Genomic DNA, 21,385 nt, shown 5'->3' on the forward strand with positions numbered 1-21,385 from the left:
CCGCCCCCACATCGGACAGGGCTCCTGATGGACACGACCCGGGTGGATAAGTGGGTGTGGGCCGTTCGCTTGTACAAGACGCGCGCCGAGGCCACCGCCGCCTGCAAAGGCGGACACGTCAGCGTGAACGGCCAGAGTGCCAAACCGGCCACCCCCGTGGCGGTTGGATCACGGGTAGAGGCCTACGCCCACGAGCGCCACCGCACGGTCGAGGTCACCCAGGTGATCGAAAAACGAGTGGGCGCCAGCATCGCCGTGGGCTGCTACGTCGACCACACCCCGCCCGAGCCCGAACAGGACCACACCCGAGTGGCGGAGCGGGAGCGCGGTGCCGGCCGTCCCACCAAACGCGATCGACGCCAAATGGACCGCTGGCGCCACTCCTGACCACCCTCACCGCCGGCCCGGATCGAACGGGTACGCCCCCGAAGGGGAAGTCGTGACAACCTGCACGGGTGTCCTCGCCTCTGGAACTGCAGTTCGTTACCTCGGCCGACCGGCTGGGCGCGCTTCCGCCCAGCCCCGCCGAGGTGGCCGTGGTGGGGCGGTCCAACGTGGGGAAATCCTCGCTGATCAACGCGTTGGCGCACCGCAATGGGCTCGCCAACACCTCCAAGACGCCCGGACGCACGCAACTACTCAACTGCTTCGCGCTCACCGATGGAACCACCATGGTGGACTGTCCCGGCTACGGCTACGCCAAGGTCTCGAAGGTCCAGCGGGCCTCCATGGGCGCGATGATCGAGACCTACCTCAGTGGACGCCATGAACTCGAGATGGTGATGGTGCTCGTCGACGGCGAGATCGGACCCACCCCACTCGACCAGTCGATGCTGGCCTGGCTCCGCTCCGAAGGCCTCCCCCATCAGGTCATCGCCACCAAGCACGACAAGGTGAAGGCCTCCCAGCGCGAAAAACGCAAGAAAGCCCTGGCGGCCGGCTGCGACCTCGAGCCAGGTGATGTGGTGTGGGTGAGTGCCGCCAAGAACGTCGGGATCGACCGATTACGCGACCTCGTGCGCCTTTGGCTCGCCCCTGGATAGGCCCCTCGGACGGTTCCTCACGGCGCGCCCGACCCAGCCTCACAAGCATCATCCACCACTTAGTTCCAGCCGGCTGGGCAAAATGAACGCATGATTCGATCCGTGCTGGTACTTATTGTCGTATTCCTCGTAGCCACCTTCCCGGCGACCTGGCTGCTCATGCTGCTGTTTGGGAACTTGTCTATCCCCGTCGGTTACTGGGGAACCCTTCCCCTCGGCATCCTCGTATCCGCTCTCTTGAGCGGTTCCGGCAGCCACATCTACGTCACCGGGAATCGCTGACCAGCTGAGGGCACGCGCCTCGTTCGGCGCGCGCCCTCACGCAGCCCCCGGGCGACGCGGGCTGGAGGCGAATGCATCACCGCCGAGCGAGGCGCAGTGGCGGTGTGGATCGGGTCCTTCGCCGCCATCATGGCGGCCACCGGTTAGCGCCCGGTGCCAATGAAGATCACCTCACGACCCTCTTGTACGAGGATGTGCTCGGCCAGCATCGGCAAACGTCCACTCCGCAGGCCCGCCCCATCGTCGCTCCTCGCGGCCGGATTCACAATGAACATGAACCCGAAGGATACGGCGGGCCATCCTGGTCGGGTGACGCAGACACCCGCTCGCCGAAGTCTCTTCGAGCCTCATGCCGACCGACTCCCCCTCGGCTACCCACAACGCGCCCAGATCCTCGCCGCCCACCGCGCCGCCGTGGAAGCCGGACGGCCCGATTACCTCGACCCCCGCACCGCCGCCGTGGTGATCACCGCGGCCGAGCACGTTCGTCGCGGGTCCTGCTGCGCCAACGACTGCCGCCACTGCCCCTACCGCTGAGCGGTCCTCGCCGCCCCCTCAGGAGACAGCGGGAACTCCACCGGGGCGCCGAAGGCCGCTCGGCGGGCGGCGCGACGCAACGTGACCAGCACGGCGGGGCCCACCAACAACACTGCCGCCACGTTGGTGATGGCCCGACCGGTATCCCAACCCCAGGTGCTCGTGGCCAGGGTGTAGAACACGAAGCGGCGCAGGTTCTCCGCCACGGCGGCCCCCGGGACGTACGACAGCGGGGTGCCGGTGCCAAGCGCAAACGGCCAGCCCCACAGGTTCACCAAGAACCCATAGAGATAAGCCGAGCAGGCGGCGTACGCCGCCAACACAACGATCTCGGCCCGACCTCGAGCGGCGGGTAGCCAGCCCGCCCCCAACCCAACCCACGACGCCGCCAACATCTGGAACGGGAGCCACGGTCCGATGCCACCGGTGAGCAACGCCGACGCAAACAGCGTGGTAGATCCCAGCACAAACCCGAAGGCCGGGCCGTACACCCGCCCTCCGAGCACCAGCAGGAAGAAGACGAGTTCGATGCCACCGGTGCCCGCCCCGAGCGGCCGTAGCGCAGCCCCGAGGGCCGCCAGTACGCCGAGCATGGCCAGCCCTTTCGTATCCATCCCCCGGCTCGTCATTTCCGCAAACACGATGCCCACGAGGGCCGGAAGAATGAGCGCGAAGATGTACGGGGCGTCGCGAGTATGGGAAAACCCTTCCGGCGGGGTGAGAATGAGCGGCCAGGCGAACATGGCCAGTCCAGCGATCGATGCCAACCCCAACGCCACCATCGTGCGGGGGGCCATCGGCACTACCGAGCGGTCGGCCCGGGGCCAGGGGGTCATACCGACACCCCGCTCAGCAACGCCCGCTCAACCTGCTCCACGGTAAGCCACGGATCGGGGTGCAACACCTTGGCGATCTGAGGGGCGAAGGCGGGGGAAGCCACCACCACCTCGGCGGTGGGTCCATCGGCCACTACCTCTCCCTCGGCCAGGACCACCACCCGGTCGGCCGTAGTGGCCACGAACTCCACATCGTGCGTGGAGACCACGATGGCACGGCCTTGGTGAGCCAGGTCCACCAGCACCGAGGTGAGCCGGGCTTTGGCCACGGTGTCCAGGCCCCGGGTGGGCTCATCGAGCAACACCACCAACGGCGCCCGTACCAGTTGTACCGCCAGCACCAGACCCAGTCGCTGCCCTTCCGACAGGTCCCGCGGATGAGTCGCCGCCGCCACCCCCGGCACGAGTCGATCGAGGAGCTCACGCGTGGTACCCGCCGCCGCCGGTGCCTCGCGGTCGGCCTGCTCGCACTCCTCGGCCACCGTCGCCAGGTACAGCAGATCCGATGGGGTCTGGGGCACCAGGCCAATGGCCCCCCGACGGCTGGCGGGATCCTCGCCATCGATGGTCACCGTCCCGCCCCCGCGAGGCCCAGCCGGATGCAAGGCCCACAGCAACGACGACTTCCCGGCACCGTTGCGCCCCATGACCGCCACCAACTGACCGGGGGAAACATCCAGGTCCACCCCCCGCAGCGCCAGCGTGGTTCCGTAACGCACCGTGAGCCCACGAGCCGAGAGCACCGCGGGCCCCGCCGGCATGAGGCGGTGCTCGGGAACAAAGCCCGAGAGATCCGCCCGCAGGGTGGCGACGTGGCGACGCGCATCGCGCACCGACAGTGGCAATGGGTCCCACGCCGCGAGCCGCCCCAGTCGTACTAGTGGCGGTGCCACCTCCGAAGTACGCAGCATCGCTTCGGGAGCGCCCGAGGTAACCGAGCCAGCGGGGCCGAGCAGCACCACCCGATCGGCATACTGCACCACCCGCTCCAGCCGGTGTTCGGCGATGACCACCGTGATGCCGAGATCGTGAACGAGCCGAGTGATCGCCGCCAGCACCTCCTCCGCCGCGGTTGGATCCAGCGCCGAGGTTGGCTCGTCAAGCACGAGGATGCGCGGCTGGGGGGTAAGCACGGAGCCAATCGCCACTCGTTGCTGCTGGCCCCCGGAAAGACTGCGGAGCGGGCGGTGGCGCAACTCGGCGATACCGAGCAAATCGAGGGTCTCCTCCACCCGCTTGCGCATCACTGATGCGGACAGGCCGATCTGCTCCATGGCGTAGGCCAGTTCTTCCTCCACACTGTCGGTCACGAACCCCGCCAGGGGGTCCTGCCCAACCATCCCGACCACGTCGGCGAGTTCGCGCGGCGGATGGGTACGGGTATCGCGACCCGCCACCGTGACGCGGCCAGCCAGATGGCCGCCAGTGAAGTGCGGAACGAGTCCGTTGATGGCCCCGAGGAACGTGGACTTTCCGATTCCCGTACGACCGACCACCACGCAGAGTTCGCCCTCGGGGATCACCAGGTCCACGTCGCACAAGGTGGGCGACGACGCGTTCGGGTACCGAATCGTCACGTGCTCGAAGTGGATCATCGGGCCGCCTCCAGCGCAGACGGACGATGGCCCGGCGATGACACCCGCCGGGGCGAGCGCCCCTCCACTGGCGGGGCCAACCAGGCCGGGAGCACCCCCAGCAGGATCGCCAACGTGGGCCCGGCCGCCAGCGTGGGCCACTGCAGCGGGTCGATCGAGGGCAGGAGGGCGGACGGGGTAACCGAACCCACCACCACCATCAGCGCGGCCACCGTCAATCCCACGACCGTCACGCTCCATTCCTCCACCCGCCAGGGATCGGGCCGGTAGCGCGTGCGCGGCACGCGCCGACCGCTCATCATCACCCCGATCCACCCCATCGTGGTGCCCGCCACCAGCAACGGACCACCCAGGTAGCCCGGGGCGCTGCTATCGAGCAGCGAGTACGTACCGATGCAGATACCCATCAGGCCAGCCAGCAACAACCCCCCCGTGGCGACTCGGGCGCCAAAGGGCACGTCGGCGCGCCGGCCATACCCGCGCGAGTCCATGGCCGCCGCCAGCAACAACGAACGATCCAGAGCATCGGTCATCACCGGGATGGCAATCTCCCGGAACACGCGAAAGCGACGCGACTCCTCAGCGCGCAAGCGCCGAGCCCGGCGCACCCGCTGACCACTCTCGATGAGTTGCGGCGCCATCGTGAGGGCCACCGTGACGGCTACACCGATCTCGTGCAAGGCATCGGGCATGGCCTTGAGCAGTCGTTTGGGATTGGCCAGGACGTTGGCCGCTCCCACGCAGATCAGCAAGGTGGCGAGCCGAAGGCCGTCACACAGGGCGGCGAAAAGGCCTTCCGCCGACACCGGTCCGCCCAAACGAATCCCCATCGCGGCGGCGGGCAGGGGCACCTCAGGGAGCGTGAAGAGCACGTGGGCGCCGAACTGCCCGTCGAGCAGCATTCGGAACACCACCCGGATCACGATGACGGCCAGACCGAGGTAGAGGTAGGTCCTGAACCCCAGGGCCCACGGCGCATCGGTGCGACGCGCCGCCACCACCTGGGACACCACGGCCACGATCAACAACAGCAACAACGGGTTGGTGGTGCGACTCGCCGCCGCCGCCATCCCCAGGGCCCACAGCCACCACGCGCCAGGGTGCAGTGCCCGGGGCAAGCGAGCCGAGCGGATCATCCTTCCTCCGGCCCGCCATGAGTCCGTCGGTGCGCCGTCCGCCAGCCCAGCGCCGCCAGACCCGCCACCACCAGCGCGGCGGCGATGACCCCCACGGGCGAACCGGCGCCCACCTCGGGGGTGGTGGCGCTCACTCCATTCGCCGAGAGCTCCTCGGGATCAGCGGCGGGAGCATCGGTGCCGAGATCGGCGGCGTCCAGGGCCGATTCGGGGGCGGCCGCGGCGGGGACCGCCAACTCGTCGGTGGCCACGGCGGGCACCGGGGCGGCAGAGCGCGGGGCGGCGCCGACGGAAGCGGGCGGGTCGCTGACGGAGGCGGCGGAGCGAGGGGCGGGCGTGGTCGTCGACGGGCCGACGACCGGTGTCGACACTGGGCCGGGTACGGCCACCCCCGGCGGATCACCGGCCCCGAAGGACCAACCTTCGACGCTGCCCTCCGGGGGGCGCCGGGCCCCGCCCGACGTGCTGTAGATCCATGCCGCGCCCCGTTCGGCATGCCAGTAGGACCAGTAACGCGAAGCGCTGGGAACAGCCTGACACTCGCTCACCGGCTTGGCCTCGATCTGACAGAGGAATCCCGGCTGGCTCCGCACGTTCGTGATGTCGAAGCCCGCCTTAGACAGTGCCTCAAATCCGCTGCGCACCGGAGCCGCCGCGCAGCGGATGTGCACGCCGCCACCGGCGGAACCAAAATCCACCACCACGGTGATCCCGCTGGCCTCGAGACAGGCCCCCGAACTAGCGGCGCCCGCCATCGCACCCGAACTAGCCACCCCCAAGCCCCCCGACGCGCCGACGACAACCGTGACGAAGAGACAAAGGCGGCGGGCGAAGGTCATGTCAACGGCGCCCGTCCGGGCTATCTAGCCGCCGCCGGGAACCCAACAGCGCCGCGCCCACCAGCAACAGCAGCAGCGCCACTCCCACTTCGCTCCCCGTGTGCCGCCCGGTCACCGGCAGCGTGTTCTCCAGACCCACCTCAGAGGCGAGTACCTCCACGGGAACCACCTCGGGAACCACCTCGGGAACCACCTCGGGAACCACCACCTCCGGGCAGACCAACGGCTCCAGACCTGCCGAGACGGGAGCCACCGATCCGATCGTTCCGTAGCTCGCCAGGCCGAGCCCCATGACCCCCTGGGCACTGGCGCGAATCCACTGATCACGGTCGGCATCGAGCCCGGCCGAAAAACCGAGGGCGTCGTAGGCAATGGCACCGAGGTCGGCGCACTCCCCAATCTGCAACGACGCCACCAACGCCGCCGCCAGATCGGCGGCTCCCGTCTCACCGGCGGCCCGTAGGGCCTGGCCGGCCAACCCGGTGCTGTTGGCGTTGACCGCGCCCGAACCCAAGTAGCCGCCGGAAGGCTGCTGGGCGGCGAGAAGGAACTCCACCGCCGAAGCGGCGGCGGCCTCCGTGGCCGGAGTGGCGGGGATGGCCAACAGGGCCTGCAGCGCCAGCGCGCTGGCGTCCACGTCGGCGGTGGTGGGGTCGGTGCAGGTCAGGCTGTTCTCGGTTTCAAACGGGTCGTAACTGGTGACATAGCCGAAGTAGTAGAGGCGGAAACCGCCGTCCGAGCACTGTTGGTCGAGCAGAAAACTCACCGCCTCGGGCGGGACACCACCGCTGGTGCGGTCCAAGGCAAGCAGCGCCAACGCCTGCCCGAGCCCGTTGGAATAGTTCCCAGAGCCCTGCAGATCAGTGTCGTTGAAGCGGCCGATCTCGTCGCCCATGGTGGCCATCAGCGCCCGCAGTTCAGGCTCGAGGTCTACGGTGTCGCCAAGGTCGGTTCCGAGTACTCCTTGCAGCAGCAACGCCTTGGCAGTGGCGTTGGCGGCGCGGTCGGCGGGGTACAGCGAGAACTGATTGACATAGTTGAACGTCTCGGCATCCACCGCCGCCACGGCCTCGGCGACAGCAGGATCATCACGATGGCCACCGGCTACCTCGGCGAGAATGGCATCGATCGTGAGCCCTGGATCGGCGTACTCGTCGTCCCCAAAGGTCACGGTAAGCATCCCGCTGCGGGCTGCGAGCTCACCCGCTAGCCACGCCAAGCCCGCATCGGCTCGGGAGCCTTCCACCGCCATTGCGGGCGAGGGGTGGACAACAAGGGAGCCCAACAGAGCGAGAACCGTGGCGCTGAAACACCAGCGAGGGAAATACCGTTTCATCATGGATGACCTTCTGGGAGGCGAGGAGCGCACATCGCCCGGAGTCGGCACCACAATAAAGCGAGGTCAATCCCGGGCTCCCGATACGTAGACCTCGACGTTGAGTGGAGCCAATGCGCTCGGGGCGGGCATTCCGACTTGCCCGAAGTGCGACGACGACAGGCTTACGGCTGCGGGTCAGTGCCGGAATTCAACCGGCTTCCCCCGCCCAAGAGCGATTTGTTATTGAGATGGTCACCGTAGCCGTAAACTCTCGGCTCGCTGACAATGCCCCTACCCTGAGAAGCGATGACCGAACTCGATCAGCCTCCCGCCGGGCCGCACGACCCCCAGTTCCGCTGCGCAGTGTGGACACAGGCCCAGGGCGTAGACCCCATCGGCTCGGCCGAGTCCTTCGATGCCATGATCCTCGTGGAGTGGCCCCTGCCCTGGCCCCACGATGTGAGTGAGATCCCCGCCCTGGCCAAGGCGGCCAGGGCGCCCGGCGTGCGAGTCATGGCCGTGGTGCCCCACCACGATCAGAGCCGCGATGGCCTCCGGCGCGTCGTACACCGTTGGCGCGTGCGCACCAATGAGCTCGTGGGGGTGGACCATCGCGTGGCCGTGGCCGAGATTCCCGCTCTGCTCGATTCCCTTATCGAGGATCCCTTCCGCGACAGCAGCCAGTGGAGCACTGCGGTGGGTGAGGCGCCCCCGGAGGTGCTGGTGTGTGCCCACGGCCGCCGCGATACGTGCTGCGGACGCTGGGGCACGCGGCTCCACATCGAGTTGGCGGCGCGAGGTTGCGACGCTCGCGTCTGGCGGTGCAGCCACACCGGCGGCCACCGATTCGCCCCCACCGCCATCACGCTACCGGAGGGTCGCGCCTGGGCTTCGGTGGATGCCGACCTTCTCGAGGGCGTAGTGGCGCGCACCGCCACTGTCGCCGACCTCGCCGAGCACGACCGTGGCACGACCGGCTTGGGGATGTGGGCCCAGGTGGTGGAGCGGGCGCTGTTCAACGAGTACGGCTGGGGGTGGCTCACCACCAACGTCACCCGAGCCGAAACCACCATCGCCCCGAACCAGCAGCACGCCACCGTCACCCTCGAATGGGAGGGCGGTCGGGCCACCGGCGAGGTAGAGGTAACGAGAACCCTCCCTGTGCTCGTCTGCGGATCGCCGCCCGAATTAGCCCAGAAGTCCGCCCCCGAGTTGCGGCTCTCGTCGCTGGAAATGGGCTGACGGGGACCACCCCCCGCATCCCTTGCGCCCACTAAGCGGGCCATGCCGTACCCTTTCGGTATGGCCGACTACCAAACCCCGGAATTTCACCCGGCGTTCGAGGAGTACTGCGAGGCCATCTACGAGCTTCGGGAAGACGACGTCGAGGTCATCCAGGCCCGTATCGCCGAACGCCTCCTCGTGTCGCGGCCCGCCGTCTCCGAAATGATCAAACGCCTGGAGGCCGAGGGACTGGTGGCCATCGTGCACAACTCCATCAGCCTCACCCTCGATGGCCAGCGCCTAGCGGAGAAAGTGGTGCGCCGTCACCGGCTCGCCGAACGTTTTCTCACCGACATCCTCGACCTCTCCTGGGCCGAGGCCCACCAAGAGGCCGGCAAATGGGAGCACATCATCTCCGAGCCAGTCGAATCAGCCATGGTGCGCGTGCTCGGCAACCCCACTACCTGCCCCCACGGCAACCCGATCCCGGGCGCGGACTACCACGCACCGGCGGCGGTGCCGCTGAGCGATGTGCAGGTGGGGGGCAGTTTCATCGTGAGTCGCATCCCCGAGGAGTTGGAGTTCACTCCGGGTCTGCTTGAGTTCCTCGAGGATGCCGATGTCGTTCCCGGTAAGACCGGAACAATCACCGCCGCCTCCCCCGACGGCACCACCACGGTGGAAGTCAACGGTCGCCACATCGGCATTGGTGCCTTCGCCAGCCAACGCATTCTCGTGACCGTCTGACCGCCACTAGGGGCATAGGACCTCGGGGAGGGGGGCCTCGTGCACGACCACGAGGCGCTTGGTAGCTCTCGTGAGCGCCACGTAGAGCGACCGCGCCCCCTGCACCTCCTCGGTGAGGATGGCCGCCGGTTCTACCACCACCGTGGCATCGAGTTCGAGGCCCTTCACCAGGCTCACGGGCACGAGGGTGATCTGGAGGTTGAGGCCGTTGCGGGCCGCCCGACCAACGTCCACCCCGGCCCGATCGAACGCAGTCGCCACGACCTCGACGAGCGAGTCCGGGACGATCACCGCCACGCTGCCGGGATCCACCGCGTCGCGTTCGATGAGCGCCTGCTGCACCGCCACCTCACCGATCCGGCCGGCGTCGGCCCTCACAAAGCGAGGCTCATCGCCCGTCTCGCGCACCGCCGACGGGGGCTTCAGATCAGGGGCGGCCAGCGCCAGCACCTTGGCGGCCAACACCATGTTCGGGCCGGGCAAGCGGTAGCCGATGGTGAGTTCCCGGCGCCGGGTGGGTCGGCGCTCCGGGAGCAGTCCGAGCACCTCCCCCCAGTCCGCGTGGGCCCACGCCCCGGTGGACTGGGCGATGTCGCCCACCACGGTCATCGAGCCACTGAGGGACCGCCGGGTGAGCATCCGCAACTGCATCGGCGACAGGTCCTGAGCCTCATCCACCACGATGTGGCCGTAGGTGCGCACGTCGTCGTTGACCGCCACTCCGGGACGACGCCGCCGGGGCTTGGACCCGAGGAGGGCGCGCGCTTCGTCGAGCAGGGGTACGTCATCCACGGTCCAGGTGGCTTCGCCCACCGACGCCGATCGATCGCGCACCAATGACGCCTTCTCCGCCTCCGACAAACGCGACCCGGCGGCGAGATGAATCAGCGCGGCGGAGCCCCACAGATCATGGAGGAGATCAGCGGGCGAGAGCACCGGCCACATACGTTCGAGAGCCTCGGTCACCTCCGGCGCGTGCTGGAGCCGGTCGCGCACCTCTTGAGCCTCGGTCGGCAGGCGGGCACTGTCGGCCAGGGTGGCGAACAGACTGGACACCACATGGCGGCGGCCCGCGTTATGGGTCTGGAAGCGGCGCTTGGCATCGGCCACGATGATCTTGCTCTGCCCCGGCGTGAGGGTGAGGGTTTGCACGCCATAGCCCACCCGCATGGTGCGCCGGAGCGGGCGCTGGCGGTCATGGACGGCCTTGGCCAGAACCTTGGCCATCCGAAGATCGCCTTTGACGCGAGCGGTCTCGGGACGATCGCGGCCCTCGATGCGCAGGTTTCCCGGGCGGTGCAGGAGGTCGGCGAGGACCGCCAACTCCACCCCGGCCTCCCCCAGGCTCGGCAACACCTGCTCGATGTACCCGAGGAACAGCCGGTTCGGCCCCACCACCAGCACCCCCTGCCCTTCGAGCGGGAAACGATGGGTGTAGAGGAGATAGGCGGCACGGTGCAGTGCCACCACCGTCTTGCCGGTTCCCGGACCGCCCTGAACCACCAGGACACCCGGGAGTTCGGCACGAATGATTTCGTCCTGCTCCCCCTGGATCGTGGCCACGATGTCGCCGAGGCGGCCCGTGCGCACCTCCTCCAACGCGGCGATGAGCGTGCTCTGACCCCGGATCTCGCGACCCTCATCGGTGATCGACAGAACACCGCCGAGCACGCCAGCCGACTCACCGAATAACTCGTCTTCGATGGCCAGGAGTTGGCGCCCCCGGGTCGAGAAATGGCGACGGCGCACGAGATCCATCGCCTCCCGCCCGGTGGCCCGGTAAAAAGGCTCGGCCACGGGGGCCCGCCAGTCCACCACTAGCGGCTCACGCTCTTCATCCGACACCGCCATCCGGCCGATGTAGAACGAATCTCCGCCCGCCGCCTGCGTGCGATCAATCCGCCCGAACACCAGGCTGGCATCGCCGAGTTGGAGGGAAGCCAGCCGCAGAGCGATGTTGCCCTCGATCATCTCGCGCTCCCACCGGGCCTGCTCGGTGCCACCTTTGCCCACTTCCACCATGGAACGCAGGCGGGTGGCGTCCACGCGCGAGCGCTCCAGACTGAGGTAGGCACGATCAATGTGGGCCTGCTCGGAAGGCAGGTCGGGGTGCGACACCAGCATCCTCGGGTGGAATAAAGGGGACCTGTAAGCCTACCTGGGCCATGATCGGGTTGTGACCGATAGCACCGGATCATTCGGAACCCTCGTCGATACCCGCCTGCGGGTGCTCACCTGGAACCTGTGGTGGCGCTTTGGCCCCTGGGAAGCCCGGCGGCCCGCCATCGCCGCAGTGCTGGCCCGCCTCGACGCCGATGTCATCTGCCTCCAGGAAGTGTGGGACGACGGGGAGGTGAACTTCGCCGCCGAACTGGCCAACGCTCTCGGCTACCACCATGTGTACGGCGCCCGCCTCGAACTCGACGGGGTGCGCTTCGGCAACGCCATCTTGTCGCGCTGGCCGATCACCGACAGCGACGTCCTTCCGCTCCCGGCCGAGGCGGACGTGGACGAACTCCGCACCTGCGTACGGGCCGACATCAGCGGACCCCGCGGGGCGCTGCAGGTGTTCAGCACGCACCTCAACTGGCGGTTCGACCAGAGCGCCACCCGCCAGGATCAGGTACGAGCCATCTGCGCCTTTATCGAAGCGTCCAAGCCCCCGGGGGGTCGCGCGGTGGCCCCCATCCTCTGTGGCGACTTCAACGCCGACCCCGACAGCGACGAGATCCGCATGCTGAACGGACTCGCCGCCACCGCGGTGCCCAAGTTGGTGTTCCACGACGCGTGGGTGATGGCCGGTCAGCCCTCGCCCTCGAGTACGAGCGGGGCCACCTGGAGCAACGACAACCCCTACGCCCTCCTCGATCTCGAACCCGACCGCCGAATCGACTACATCTTCGTCGGTTGGCCCAAAGCGGGCGGCGTCGGTCATGTCACCCAGGCCACCGTCGAATGCCTCGAGCCGGTGGACAACGTGGTGGCCAGCGACCATCTCGGCCTGCTCGCCGAACTCCGCTACTAGCCCCTCACAGCCCGGGGTCTTCGCCGATCTCCTTCAGGGCGTCGCGCAGCGCCACCCGCAAGCGACGGGCGATCGGAGCCGCCAGGTGGGCGACGAGGCCCGCCCCGGCACTGCCCACCTCCTCCAGCGTGAGCACCACCCGCGGCTCGCTGTCGTTGTAGTCGTCACTGATCGCCACCGCCCAGGACAGACGGGCTAGGTCGTCGTCACTCGGAGGGAGATCGTCGGGGGCAAAGGGATGATCATCAATGGATCGGCGCATCCCCCCATCAGACCACGACTTCGCCGACAGCGAGGGCGGGTCCTAGGTTGAGAGGGTCATGGCCCTCCCCCACGCCGCACTTGCCGACTCCCCGTTCCTCCTCGCCGCTCGCGGGCAGCGGGCCGATCAGGTGCCGGTATGGTTCATGCGCCAAGCCGGCCGCTCGTTGCCGGAGTACCGGGCGTTACGAGGCTCCGGCAGCATCCTCGATGCCATCCACAACCCGGCACTGGCGGCGGAGATCACCTTGCAGCCGGTGCGTCGTTACGGCGTGGATGCCGCCATCCTCTTCAGCGACATCGTGGTGCCGGCCGCCGCCATCGGCTTCGGGGTGGACGTGACCCCCGGCGTGGGTCCGGTGGTCTCCGAGCCGTTCCGTGCCGCCGCCGACCTCAATCGCCTGCGCCCCTTCGAACCCGAGATCGACGCCCCCTACGTGGCCGAGACGGTTCGCCAGGCCGTGACCGAACTCGGCGGAACCCCTCTCATTGGCTTCGCCGGCGCCCCCTTCACGGTGGCGAGTTACCTCATCGAAGGCCGCCCGTCGCGCACCTACGGCCTGACCAAAGCGATGATGCACGGTGATCCCGGCCTTTGGCACCAGCTCCTCGACCGGCTGGCCGACATGGCTATTGCCTCCCTCTTGGCCCAGGTGGAGGCCGGGGCCAGCGCCATCCAACTATTCGACTCTTGGGCCGGGGCCCTCTCGCCGGATGTGTACCGGGATCTCGTCATGCCCGCCAGCGCCAAGGTGCTCGCCGCCCTCGCAGCGAGCGGGGTGCCCCGCATCCACTTCGGGGTGGGCACCGGCGAACTGTTGAGCCTCATGGGCGAAGCCGGGGCCGATGTGGTGGGCGTCGACTGGCGGGTACCCCTCGACGTGGCCCGCCAACGGGTCCCCCACCACGCAGTGCAGGGGAATCTCGACCCGGCGGTGTGCCTAGCCCCCTGGGAGGTAGTGGCTGAGCGCACCCGGGACGTGTTGCGCCGCAACGCCGGTCGCCCGGGTCACATCTTCAACCTCGGGCACGGCGTGTTGCCGGAACTAGATCCCGGAGTGCTGCAGGAGGTCGTGGACCTCGTCCACGCGGAGGGTCGCACCGATGGCTAATCCTCCCGTAGGGGTGGTCGTCATGGCCTATGGCACCCCGAAAGCCCCCTCCGAGATCGAGGCGTATTACACGCACATCCGGCGGGGAAACGCCCCCACCCCGGAGCAGTTGGCCGACCTCACGAAGCGCTACGAGGCCATCGGCGGCGTATCCCCTCTCGCCGAGCGCACCGAAGCACAACGCCGAGGGATAGAGGCCGCTCTCGAGGAGCAAGCACCGGGCGCCACGCGCGTCATCCTCGGTCAAAAACACGCCGCTCCTTTCATCGAAGATGCCGTTTCCAGCCTGGCGGATGCCGGCATCAACCATGTGGTGGGCCTCGTGCTGGCCCCCCACTATTCCGGGTTTTCGGTGGGTCAATACCAACAACGACTCCGGGATGCCGCCGCCGAACACGGCATGACCACGAGCCACATCGACCGATGGCACCTCGAAGAGAGCTACGTCTCCTTTCTGACCGGCGCCGTGCAGGACGCGCTCATAGCGATGCCTGCGAAAACCACCGTGGTCTTCACGGCCCACTCCCTCCCCGAGCGAGTGTTGGTGGACGACCCCTACCCGGAGGAACTTTCCGAGTCGGCCGCCGCGGTAGCCGACGCACTGGGACTCGCATCACGGGCGGGATGGTCCCTCGGGTGGCAGTCGGCGGGCCGCACGCCCGAACCCTGGCGCGGCCCCGACATTCTCGACATCATCCGCGACCTCGCCACCCATGACGAGGTCGATGGCGTGCTCGTGTGCCCGCAGGGCTTCGTGTCCGACCACCTTGAGGTGGTGTACGACCTCGACATCGAGGCCCAGCAGTTGGCCGATGACCTCGGGCTGGCCTTCGCTCGCACCGAGGTGCTCAACGACCACGGGCCCGTGCTCGCGGCGCTGGCCACCCTGGTACTGAACACCATCCCATGACCCATGTCGTGGTCATCGGCGGCGGCATCACCGGATTGGTGGCCGCCCGGGAGGCCAGCGAAGCCGGAGCGACGGTCACGTTGCTGGAACCCGGGCGACTCGGCGGCAAGGTGCAGACGAGCGCCTTTGACAACGGCATGCTCGACGAAGCCGCCGACGCGTTCCTCGCCCGCGTACCCGAGGGCATCGAACTGTGCGAGCAACTCGGCCTCGCCGGTCAGCTCGTGGCCCCCGCCGAGCGTCGCGCCCACGTGTTCAGCCACGGGGCGCTGCGACGACTCCCCGAGGCCCACCTGCTCGGCGTCCCCACTGACCTCGACGAACTAGCCGCCTCCGGCATCGTGTCGGCCGAGGGCATCACCGCGGCCCGCCGCGACCTCGAAGAGCCCCTCGTGGCTCCGACCACTGACGTCACCATCGGCAGCCTCATGCGCCAACGCCTCGGGCACGAGGTGGCGGAGCGGCTCGTGGACCCGCTGGTGGGCGGTATCAACGCCGGGAACAGCGACGCCTTGAGCCTGGCCGCCACCGTTCCCCAACTCGACGCCGCCGCCCGCAGCGGGGCGGCATCGCTCATCGAAGCCTGTCGGGCCCAACAGGCCGCCGGCCCCAACCGGAGCGACCCGGTGTTCTTCGCGCCCCGCGATGGCATGGGAGCACTCACCGCCGCGCTGGTGGCGGACCTCTCCCGTCGCGGTGTGACGCTGAACACTTCGCCAGCCCGCAGTATCGAACCCTGTGGGCTCGGATGGAGGGTGCAAGTAGAGGGCGGCTCCCTCGACGCCGATGCCGTGGTGGTGGCCACGCCCGCCCCGATCGCGGCGGCGATCCTGCGGGCCGGGGCCGCCCGGGTAGCCACGCTCCTCGCCGCCATCCCCTACGCATCGGTGGCGATGGTGTCTATTGCCGTGGATCGTGAGGGCATCGATCGCGAACTGAACGGCAGCGGCTTTCTCGTGCCGCGGAGCGAGGGCCTCACCGTGACGGCTTGTTCGTGGACATCGGCCAAATGGCCGCACCTCGGTGGGGACGCCACCGTGTGGCTGCGGGCATCGGTAGGGAGAGATGGCGCCATCCCCACCGGACCGCTCGAAACGCAGGTGCTCGCCGATCTCGGGCACACCATGGCCCTGCGGGGCCGCCCTCGGGAGGTGCGGGTGAGCGAGTGGCCAGCGTCATTTCCTCAGTACCGCGTCGGGCACCTGGCCCGAGTAGCGGCGATCGACGCCGGCCTGGCGGCCACCATGCCCACCGTGGCCGTGGCCGGCGCCGCCTTACGGGGGCTCGGAGTGCCAGCCTGCATCCGCCAGGGCCGCGCCGCCGCCCAACGAGTATTAGCCCCCTTGGGCACGGCATAATGAACACAGTGCATACGGTTTCTTCCCCCCGACGTCTTTACCGGCTCGCCACCCCCCTGGCGGCTCTGGTGGTGGCGGTCGCAGTGGGCGGCATAGCCGGACGAGGGCTGAGCGAGAGTGAGGTGGCCGCCAGTACCACCCCGCCGGCGGCACCGTCGCTCGACCTCGACCGGGTGGCGCAGACGGCCGTGAGCGTTGTGAACGGGATCAGCGCCGCCCTCCCGGTGCCGGGACCTTCTCCGCTCGACGCACGGGCACCCACTCCCAAAGTTCAGTGGGGCACGCTGGAAATCCCCTCCATCGGATTGTCGCAGCCCTTTTTTGAGGGAGTGACCCTCACCGCCATCGACAACGGCCCCAGCCATTGGCCCGGTACCGCCATGCCCGGCGAACTCGGCAACGCGGTGCTGGCTGGCCACCGCACCACCCGAACCCGGCCCTTCTTTGATCTCGACCTCGTGGCGCCGGGAGACGAGTTGATCTTCACGATGCTCACCGGCGAGCGGTACGTGTACACCCTCGACAGGGTGGAGATCGTGGACGCCACCGCACTGGGCATCGTGGATCAGACCTACGGCTACCGGGCCACGCTCTTCGCCTGTCACCCCAAGGGCAGCCTCCGGCAACGGATCGTCGGCCACTTCACTTTGCAGTCCTCTACCCCCGCCTGATTCACCCCCGCCGCCGCCCGCTGCCATCATTGCCCTGTGCCTCCCATCCCCCCGCGGCTCGCCACCGGTGCCACTGCGGTCGTAGCCGGGGTATTGCTGTGCCTTTCGCTGCCCCCCTTCGGGTTCTGGCCCCTGGCCTTCGTGGGCCTGGTGCTGGTGGACCGACTCATCGCCCACCAACCGCGCGGCGCCCGCTTCGCTCGCGGATGGTTGGTGGCCATGGGCTGTTTTGTCCCCGGCCTGTCCTGGATGACCGCTCTCACCGTCCCGGGCACCGTGATCGCCTGTGTGGCCTATTCCGCCATGCTGGGGGCTGGCATCGCCGCCGCTCCACCCGGCCGAGGCCGGTGGTTGGCCCTGGCCGGCACCTGGACCGTGGCGGAATTGCTGCGCTCGTCGTGGCCCTTCGGCGGGGTTCCCCTAGCCAGTCTTCCCATCGGGCAGGTGGCAGGTCCGCTCGCCGCCGTGCTGCGCCTCGGCGGTCCGGTCCTGCTCTTGGTGTGCACGATCCTCGTGGGCCAATCCCTCGCAGCCTTGGTGCGCGGGGCCTGGCTGCCCGCCGTCGGTCTCCTCGCCATCCCCCTCGTGGTGCTCGGGGCCGCCCAGGTGGCGCCCCAGGGTCACGCGGTGGCCACCGCCGAGATCGCCCTGGTCCAAGGGGGTGGGGCCCAGGGAACACGCCAGAGCAAGGACAGCATCAAGCGGGTATTCGCCGCCCACGTGGAGGCCACCGCCCTGGTGGAGCCGCCGGTCGATCTCATGGTGTGGCCCGAGGATGTGATCGACACGCCTACCCCGCTGGTAGAAGACCCGTGGGGCATCATTGTGGGCGACCTCGCCCGGGCCAAGAACGCTCCGCTACTGGTGGGCGCCATCGAAGACGCCGGGGAGGGCTACTTTCGCAACGCCGTCGAGTTGTTCGACGCCGAGGGCCAACTGGTGGGGCGCTACGAGAAAGTGCACCGGGTGCCCTTCGGGGAGTGGGTGCCGTTCCGACCCCTGCTGGCCAAGGTGGCCGACGGTGCACTCCCTCGCCGGGATGCGGTGATCGGCGAGATCCCCAACTACCTCGACGTGCCCGGTCCCGTGGGGCGGGTGGTCACCCCGATCTCCTGGGAGATCTTCTTCCCTGACCGCACCCGCGAAGGCGTCGAGGCCGGGGCGCGTCTCGTAGTCAATCCCACCAACGGCTCGTCGTTCACCGGCACGATCGTGCAGACCCAACAACTGGCGTCATCGCGCATGCGAGCCATTGAGAGCGGGCGCTGGGTCGCCCAGGTAGCCCCCACCGGCTTCAGCGCCATCATCGGCGACACCGGCCGGATCATCGAGCGCAGCAGCATCAGCGAAACGCAAGTGATCCAGCGCGAGGTGCAGTTGCGAGAAGGTCTCACGATCTACACCCGCTACGGCAACCTCATCGGACTGATCCTGGCCGCCGCGTGCATTCTGAGCGGCTGGACCATCGAAGTAGTTGGTACCCGTCGGCGTCAGGCCGGGGCGTCGCTGGCCTAACCCAGGTCGATCGTGCGGGTCACGTCCACATTCTGGAGAAAGGCACGGTCGTGGGTGACCAGCAGCAGCGTGCCGTCGTAACTCCCGAGGGCCGCTTCGAGTTGCTCGATCGCCTGCAGATCGAGGTGGTTCGTGGGCTCGTCGAGAACCAGGCAGTTCACCCCCGCGGTGGTGAACTCCGCTAGGAGGGCCCGGGTGCGTTCCCCGGGTGAGAGGTTTCGTCCTGGCCGTTCCATGTGATCGGCGCCCAGGCCAAACTTCGCCAGACACGACCGGGCCTCGGAGCGGTCGAGGCCGGTGGTGTGCATGAACGACCGCAGCAGCGGTTGGTCGGCGGCGTAGCGCGCCCGACGCTGGTCGAGCAGGCCCACCTGCACCCCCGGCCCCATCCACCGCTGCCCAGCGGCTAGTTCCTCCTCGCCGAGGATGGCCCGCAGGAGCGTCGTTTTCCCCGACCCATTGGGCCCGAGAATGGCGAGCCGGTCCTGCCAGGCCACCTCCAGGCTGATCGGCCCGAGGTGAAACGAACCCCTCGTCATGACCGCCCCATCCAGGCGGGCCACTACATCGCCCGAGCGGGTGGCGGCCGCCAACTCGAGCTGAAGTTCCCAGGGCTCCCAGGGCTTATCCACCACCTCGAGCCGCTCGATCGCCTTCTCGGTGGCCTTCGCCTTCGACGCCATCTTTTCGGACCGCTGGGCGTTGTGATGCACGATGAACTTGTCGTTGTCGCGGGAACGGGCCTTGGCGTTGCGCACCCCGACCACCGCCCACTCGCGCTGGGTGCGCTGACGGTCTCGCAACCGGTCGCGCTCGGCGGTGAACTTCCCGTAGCCCTCGTACTGCTGCCGCCGGGCCAACTCGCGCGATTCCACGTAATCGCTCCATCCCCCAGCATGACTCACACCGCAGTGGTCGGGTTCGCGTAGTTCGAGGATGCGGGTCACCACCTGATCAAGGAAGGCGCGGTCATGGGACACAGTGACCACCGCGGAGGGGGTTGCCGCCACGAAGTGCTCGAGGAGATCGAGGCCGGCAAAATCCAAGTCGTTGGTGGGCTCATCGAGCAGCAGCACGTCCTGGCGCGACAACAAGATCGCCGCCAGCGCCGCCCGGGCCGCCTGGCCACCCGAGAGGTGGCCCACTTCCACCTCGGCGCGATCCGCCGACAGCCCCACCTGGGCCAACACAACACCGGTACGGGCATCAAGGTCGTTGGCGCCGATGGCCAGGAAGTGTTCGAGGGCGGTGCTGTAGGCCTCAATCGACTCGCCGTCGCCCCCCAGGGCGGCGGTGGCGGCATCAAGCGCATCGTTGGCGGCGGTTACCCCGGTGCGCCTGGCTAGATAGGCCCGCAATGTCTCCCCCGACCGGGTATCGGGTTCCTGCGGAAGCCACCCCACGGTGGTGGAGGCCGGCACCCGTTCCACGCAACCCCCATCGGGCGATTCGAGCCCGGCCAGTATCCGCAAGAGCGTGGACTTACCAATGCCGTTGGGTCCCACGATCCCCAGGCGCGTGTCGGCGGTGACCGCCAGGGACACCCCGCCGAGCACCACCTGCGCCCCGTGGTGTCGCACGAGGTCCTTGGCCACCAACACGACTTCCCACGATACCGGTTGGGACACCACCCCCGGCGGCGACCGCCCTAGGAGGGAACGGGGGTGATCTTGATGGTGAGGGCGGGGGCGACAGATGGGCGGGCGGGCAACGTCACCGTCGAGTCCTGCCATCGCAGGGGGGTGTCGTGGCCCAGCAGCGTGACGGTCGCCCCCGGCGGCAGCGGCACGTCGAGTTCCACCTGCGCCGTTGAGGGGGTGCCTTTCACGATGGCGTACAACGCGTCGTCCTTGGTGGTGAAGCGCACCGGATGACCTTCCCCGGTGATGCCCTCGGAGCGAGACCACCGGCGGGTCCGGTAGATGGCTTCGCCGTTGGTGCGGAGCCACCAGCCCAGCGCCAGCAGCCGCTGCGCCTGTGCCCAGGGAATCACGCCCGTGGCGGTGGGGCCCACGTTGAGGAGCAGATTGCCGCCGTGGGCGACGATGTCGATGAACATCCCCACGAGGGCATCGGCGGAGAGATAACTAGCGTCGGACTCCTGTCGGTTGTAGCCGAACGACGTACCGATCCCCCGGGTGCTCTCCCATTTCCGGCTGGGGTCGCCCTCGATGGAATACTCCGGCGTCACGAAGTCGCAGTGGACTGCCCCGGCGGACTGTCCCATCCAGTCGAACCGGTTGTTCACCACGCCGTCGGGCACGGCTTGGTAGTACCGCTCGAACAATCCCTCCAGATCGGCGGCGGCGGGATAGCCGATGTCGTTCCAGAGCACGTCGGGTTGGTAGCGCTCAATCAACTCCGCCCAGTGGCTATTGGCGTAGGCCAGGTACTCGGGCGACTGTGGAATGGCGGCGATCATGTCCTCGAAATCCCGCATGGGCAGACCACCGAAGGTCCAGTCGAGCCCACCGGAGTAGTAGGTGCCGAAGCGCATCTTGCGGCGGCGCACGGCGGTAGCGAGATCGCCCACCAGATCGCGTTCGCTCCCCCACGCCGGCTTGTGCGGGTTGGGCGTGGCGCTGGGCCAGAGCAACACACCGTCGTGATGTTTCGTGACCAGCACCACGTACTGAGCGCCGGCCTGTTCAAACAGATCGGCCCACGGCTCGGGCTGCCATCCGGCGTGCCCGGCCAGGAACTGCGCCACAAAATCGTCGTAGGGCCGGTTACCGTGCACCTCGGCGTGGTGTTGCGCCGCGGGAGAGCCCTCGATGGCGATCGAGTTCTGGTACCACTCGACGTACGGCGAGGAGCGCATCGCCTCCGCCCATCCCCCTTCGGCGGCGAGATCGAAGGGTGATTCGCTGATCGGGGCGAAGGCGGGAACGGCGGCGGCGGTCCAGTGCACGAAAATGCCGAGTTTGGCGTCATCGAACCACGGAGGCAACGGCCGGTTCATGTCGCCAACGCTAA

At 68.4% G+C, this 21,385-nt stretch carries 21 protein-coding genes and 1 riboswitch; of the genes, 12 read left to right on the top strand and 9 right to left on the bottom strand.

The window, feature by feature from the left end:
- The first annotated feature begins 27 nt into the window (after positions 1-27).
- The 4 genes from EXQ71_02325 (at position 28) to EXQ71_02340 (ending at position 1,862) form a co-directional block, all read left to right on the top strand.
- On the top strand, positions 28-387 hold the full coding sequence (locus tag EXQ71_02325) for an RNA-binding S4 domain-containing protein (GenBank protein MSO86339.1): 360 nt from the start codon (positions 28-30) through the stop codon (positions 385-387).
- Positions 388-455: 68 nt separating this feature from the next.
- A complete protein-coding gene (ysxC, locus tag EXQ71_02330; protein ID MSO86340.1) occupies positions 456-1,043 on the top strand; it encodes a ribosome biogenesis GTP-binding protein YsxC in 588 nt (195 codons plus the stop codon).
- Between the two features lie 90 nt (positions 1,044-1,133).
- Entirely contained in the window at positions 1,134-1,325 is a 192-nt protein-coding gene (locus tag EXQ71_02335) for a hypothetical protein (protein MSO86341.1), read from the top strand.
- Positions 1,326-1,598: 273 nt separating this feature from the next.
- Entirely contained in the window at positions 1,599-1,862 is a 264-nt protein-coding gene (locus EXQ71_02340; GenBank protein ID MSO86342.1) for a hypothetical protein, read from the top strand.
- On the opposite strand, the gene EXQ71_02345 is transcribed toward EXQ71_02340, so the two are convergent.
- From EXQ71_02345 to EXQ71_02365, 5 genes are read right to left on the bottom strand one after another with little or no spacing between them, the layout of a single operon-like run.
- Complete coding sequence (locus tag EXQ71_02345; GenBank protein ID MSO86343.1) at positions 1,853-2,698, bottom strand: ECF transporter S component; 846 nt, start codon at positions 2,696-2,698, stop codon at positions 1,853-1,855. The genes EXQ71_02340 and EXQ71_02345 overlap by 10 nt on opposite strands.
- Positions 2,695-4,293 carry an ABC transporter ATP-binding protein gene (locus EXQ71_02350; GenBank protein ID MSO86344.1) on the bottom strand — a complete coding sequence of 533 codons (1,599 nt, stop codon included), beginning with the start codon at positions 4,291-4,293 and terminating at the stop codon, positions 2,695-2,697. The genes EXQ71_02345 and EXQ71_02350 overlap by 4 nt, the downstream gene beginning before the upstream one ends.
- On the bottom strand, positions 4,290-5,429 hold the full coding sequence (locus tag EXQ71_02355) for an energy-coupling factor transporter transmembrane protein EcfT (protein ID MSO86345.1): 1,140 nt from the start codon (positions 5,427-5,429) through the stop codon (positions 4,290-4,292). Before EXQ71_02355 ends, EXQ71_02350 begins: the two co-directional genes overlap by 4 nt.
- Positions 5,426-6,268 carry a hypothetical protein gene (locus EXQ71_02360; protein ID MSO86346.1) on the bottom strand — a complete coding sequence of 281 codons (843 nt, stop codon included), beginning with the start codon at positions 6,266-6,268 and terminating at the stop codon, positions 5,426-5,428. Before EXQ71_02360 ends, EXQ71_02355 begins: the two co-directional genes overlap by 4 nt.
- 1 nt (position 6,269) lies before the next feature.
- Positions 6,270-7,607: a hypothetical protein gene (locus EXQ71_02365; protein MSO86347.1), complete on the bottom strand. Its 1,338-nt coding sequence runs from the start codon at positions 7,605-7,607 to the stop codon at positions 6,270-6,272.
- Between the two features lie 102 nt (positions 7,608-7,709).
- Positions 7,710-7,861, bottom strand: a riboswitch (cobalamin riboswitch).
- 31 nt (positions 7,862-7,892) lie between these two features.
- Here EXQ71_02365 and EXQ71_02370 point away from each other — a divergent pair.
- Positions 7,893-8,828, top strand: a complete 936-nt coding sequence (locus tag EXQ71_02370; protein ID MSO86348.1) for a sucrase ferredoxin — start codon at positions 7,893-7,895, stop codon at positions 8,826-8,828.
- A gap of 60 nt (positions 8,829-8,888) precedes the next feature.
- Positions 8,889-9,557 (top strand): metal-dependent transcriptional regulator, encoded by a 669-nt coding sequence (locus tag EXQ71_02375; protein MSO86349.1) that lies wholly within the window; start codon positions 8,889-8,891, stop codon positions 9,555-9,557.
- Between the two features lie 6 nt (positions 9,558-9,563).
- Here EXQ71_02375 and EXQ71_02380 read toward each other — a convergent pair whose 3' ends face one another.
- Positions 9,564-11,681 carry a hypothetical protein gene (locus EXQ71_02380; protein MSO86350.1) on the bottom strand — a complete coding sequence of 706 codons (2,118 nt, stop codon included), beginning with the start codon at positions 11,679-11,681 and terminating at the stop codon, positions 9,564-9,566.
- A 34-nt stretch (positions 11,682-11,715) separates the two neighbouring features.
- Between EXQ71_02380 and EXQ71_02385 the strand changes: the two genes are divergently transcribed.
- On the top strand, positions 11,716-12,582 hold the full coding sequence (locus tag EXQ71_02385) for a hypothetical protein (protein MSO86351.1): 867 nt from the start codon (positions 11,716-11,718) through the stop codon (positions 12,580-12,582).
- Positions 12,583-12,586: 4 nt separating this feature from the next.
- On the opposite strand, the gene EXQ71_02390 is transcribed toward EXQ71_02385, so the two are convergent.
- Complete coding sequence (locus EXQ71_02390) at positions 12,587-12,844, bottom strand: hypothetical protein (GenBank protein ID MSO86352.1); 258 nt, start codon at positions 12,842-12,844, stop codon at positions 12,587-12,589.
- Between the two features lie 58 nt (positions 12,845-12,902).
- On the opposite strand from EXQ71_02390, the gene hemE reads away from it, so the two are divergent.
- Genes hemE through lnt form a run of 5 tightly spaced genes read left to right on the top strand, consistent with a single transcriptional unit; the run spans position 12,903 to position 18,409 of the window.
- The gene (hemE, locus tag EXQ71_02395; protein MSO86353.1) at positions 12,903-13,955 is read left to right on the top strand and encodes a uroporphyrinogen decarboxylase; all 1,053 of its coding nucleotides are present in this window, start codon (positions 12,903-12,905) and stop codon (positions 13,953-13,955) included.
- Entirely contained in the window at positions 13,948-14,865 is a 918-nt protein-coding gene (hemH, locus tag EXQ71_02400; protein ID MSO86354.1) for a ferrochelatase, read from the top strand. The genes hemE and hemH overlap by 8 nt, the downstream gene beginning before the upstream one ends.
- Positions 14,862-16,223, top strand: a complete 1,362-nt coding sequence (hemG, locus tag EXQ71_02405; GenBank protein ID MSO86355.1) for a protoporphyrinogen oxidase — start codon at positions 14,862-14,864, stop codon at positions 16,221-16,223. Before hemH ends, hemG begins: the two co-directional genes overlap by 4 nt.
- Positions 16,223-16,894: a class E sortase gene (locus EXQ71_02410; GenBank protein MSO86356.1), complete on the top strand. Its 672-nt coding sequence runs from the start codon at positions 16,223-16,225 to the stop codon at positions 16,892-16,894. Before hemG ends, EXQ71_02410 begins: the two co-directional genes overlap by 1 nt.
- A gap of 36 nt (positions 16,895-16,930) precedes the next feature.
- Entirely contained in the window at positions 16,931-18,409 is a 1,479-nt protein-coding gene (gene lnt, locus EXQ71_02415) for an apolipoprotein N-acyltransferase (protein ID MSO86357.1), read from the top strand.
- Here lnt and EXQ71_02420 read toward each other — a convergent pair.
- The gene (locus EXQ71_02420; GenBank protein MSO86358.1) at positions 18,406-20,142 is read right to left on the bottom strand and encodes an ABC-F family ATP-binding cassette domain-containing protein; all 1,737 of its coding nucleotides are present in this window, start codon (positions 20,140-20,142) and stop codon (positions 18,406-18,408) included. The genes lnt and EXQ71_02420 overlap by 4 nt on opposite strands.
- Positions 20,058-21,371 carry an alpha-L-fucosidase gene (locus EXQ71_02425; GenBank protein ID MSO86359.1) on the bottom strand — a complete coding sequence of 438 codons (1,314 nt, stop codon included), beginning with the start codon at positions 21,369-21,371 and terminating at the stop codon, positions 20,058-20,060. Before EXQ71_02425 ends, EXQ71_02420 begins: the two co-directional genes overlap by 85 nt.
- Between the last annotated feature and the right edge of the window lie 14 nt (positions 21,372-21,385).

The organism is Acidimicrobiia bacterium, assembly GCA_009694375.1.
Lineage (GTDB): Bacteria > Actinomycetota > Acidimicrobiia > Acidimicrobiales > VFJN01 > VFJN01.

Excerpts from the sequence above, each read along its gene's own strand:
- EXQ71_02340 (MSO86342.1), top strand. The coding sequence starts at position 1,599 with ATGAACCCGAAGGATACGGCGGGCCATCCTGGTCGGGTGACGCAGACA.
- hemH (MSO86354.1), top strand. The coding sequence starts at position 13,948 with ATGGCTAATCCTCCCGTAGGGGTGGTCGTCATGGCCTATGGCACCCCG.
- EXQ71_02365 (MSO86347.1), bottom strand. The coding sequence starts at position 7,607 with ATGATGAAACGGTATTTCCCTCGCTGGTGTTTCAGCGCCACGGTTCTC.
- EXQ71_02350 (MSO86344.1), bottom strand. The coding sequence starts at position 4,293 with ATGATCCACTTCGAGCACGTGACGATTCGGTACCCGAACGCGTCGTCG.
- EXQ71_02390 (MSO86352.1), bottom strand. The coding sequence starts at position 12,844 with ATGCGCCGATCCATTGATGATCATCCCTTTGCCCCCGACGATCTCCCT.
- EXQ71_02355 (MSO86345.1), bottom strand. The coding sequence starts at position 5,429 with ATGATCCGCTCGGCTCGCTTGCCCCGGGCACTGCACCCTGGCGCGTGG.
- EXQ71_02360 (MSO86346.1), bottom strand. The coding sequence starts at position 6,268 with ATGACCTTCGCCCGCCGCCTTTGTCTCTTCGTCACGGTTGTCGTCGGC.
- hemG (MSO86355.1), top strand. The coding sequence starts at position 14,862 with ATGACCCATGTCGTGGTCATCGGCGGCGGCATCACCGGATTGGTGGCC.
- EXQ71_02420 (MSO86358.1), bottom strand. The coding sequence starts at position 20,142 with ATGGCAGGACTCGACGGTGACGTTGCCCGCCCGCCCATCTGTCGCCCC.
- EXQ71_02425 (MSO86359.1), bottom strand. The coding sequence starts at position 21,371 with ATGAACCGGCCGTTGCCTCCGTGGTTCGATGACGCCAAACTCGGCATT.
- EXQ71_02335 (MSO86341.1), top strand. The coding sequence starts at position 1,134 with ATGATTCGATCCGTGCTGGTACTTATTGTCGTATTCCTCGTAGCCACC.
- EXQ71_02325 (MSO86339.1), top strand. The coding sequence starts at position 28 with ATGGACACGACCCGGGTGGATAAGTGGGTGTGGGCCGTTCGCTTGTAC.
- EXQ71_02380 (MSO86350.1), bottom strand. The coding sequence starts at position 11,681 with ATGCTGGTGTCGCACCCCGACCTGCCTTCCGAGCAGGCCCACATTGAT.
- EXQ71_02375 (MSO86349.1), top strand. The coding sequence starts at position 8,889 with ATGGCCGACTACCAAACCCCGGAATTTCACCCGGCGTTCGAGGAGTAC.
- hemE (MSO86353.1), top strand. The coding sequence starts at position 12,903 with ATGGCCCTCCCCCACGCCGCACTTGCCGACTCCCCGTTCCTCCTCGCC.
- EXQ71_02370 (MSO86348.1), top strand. The coding sequence starts at position 7,893 with ATGACCGAACTCGATCAGCCTCCCGCCGGGCCGCACGACCCCCAGTTC.
- EXQ71_02410 (MSO86356.1), top strand. The coding sequence starts at position 16,223 with ATGAACACAGTGCATACGGTTTCTTCCCCCCGACGTCTTTACCGGCTC.
- EXQ71_02345 (MSO86343.1), bottom strand. The coding sequence starts at position 2,698 with ATGACCCCCTGGCCCCGGGCCGACCGCTCGGTAGTGCCGATGGCCCCC.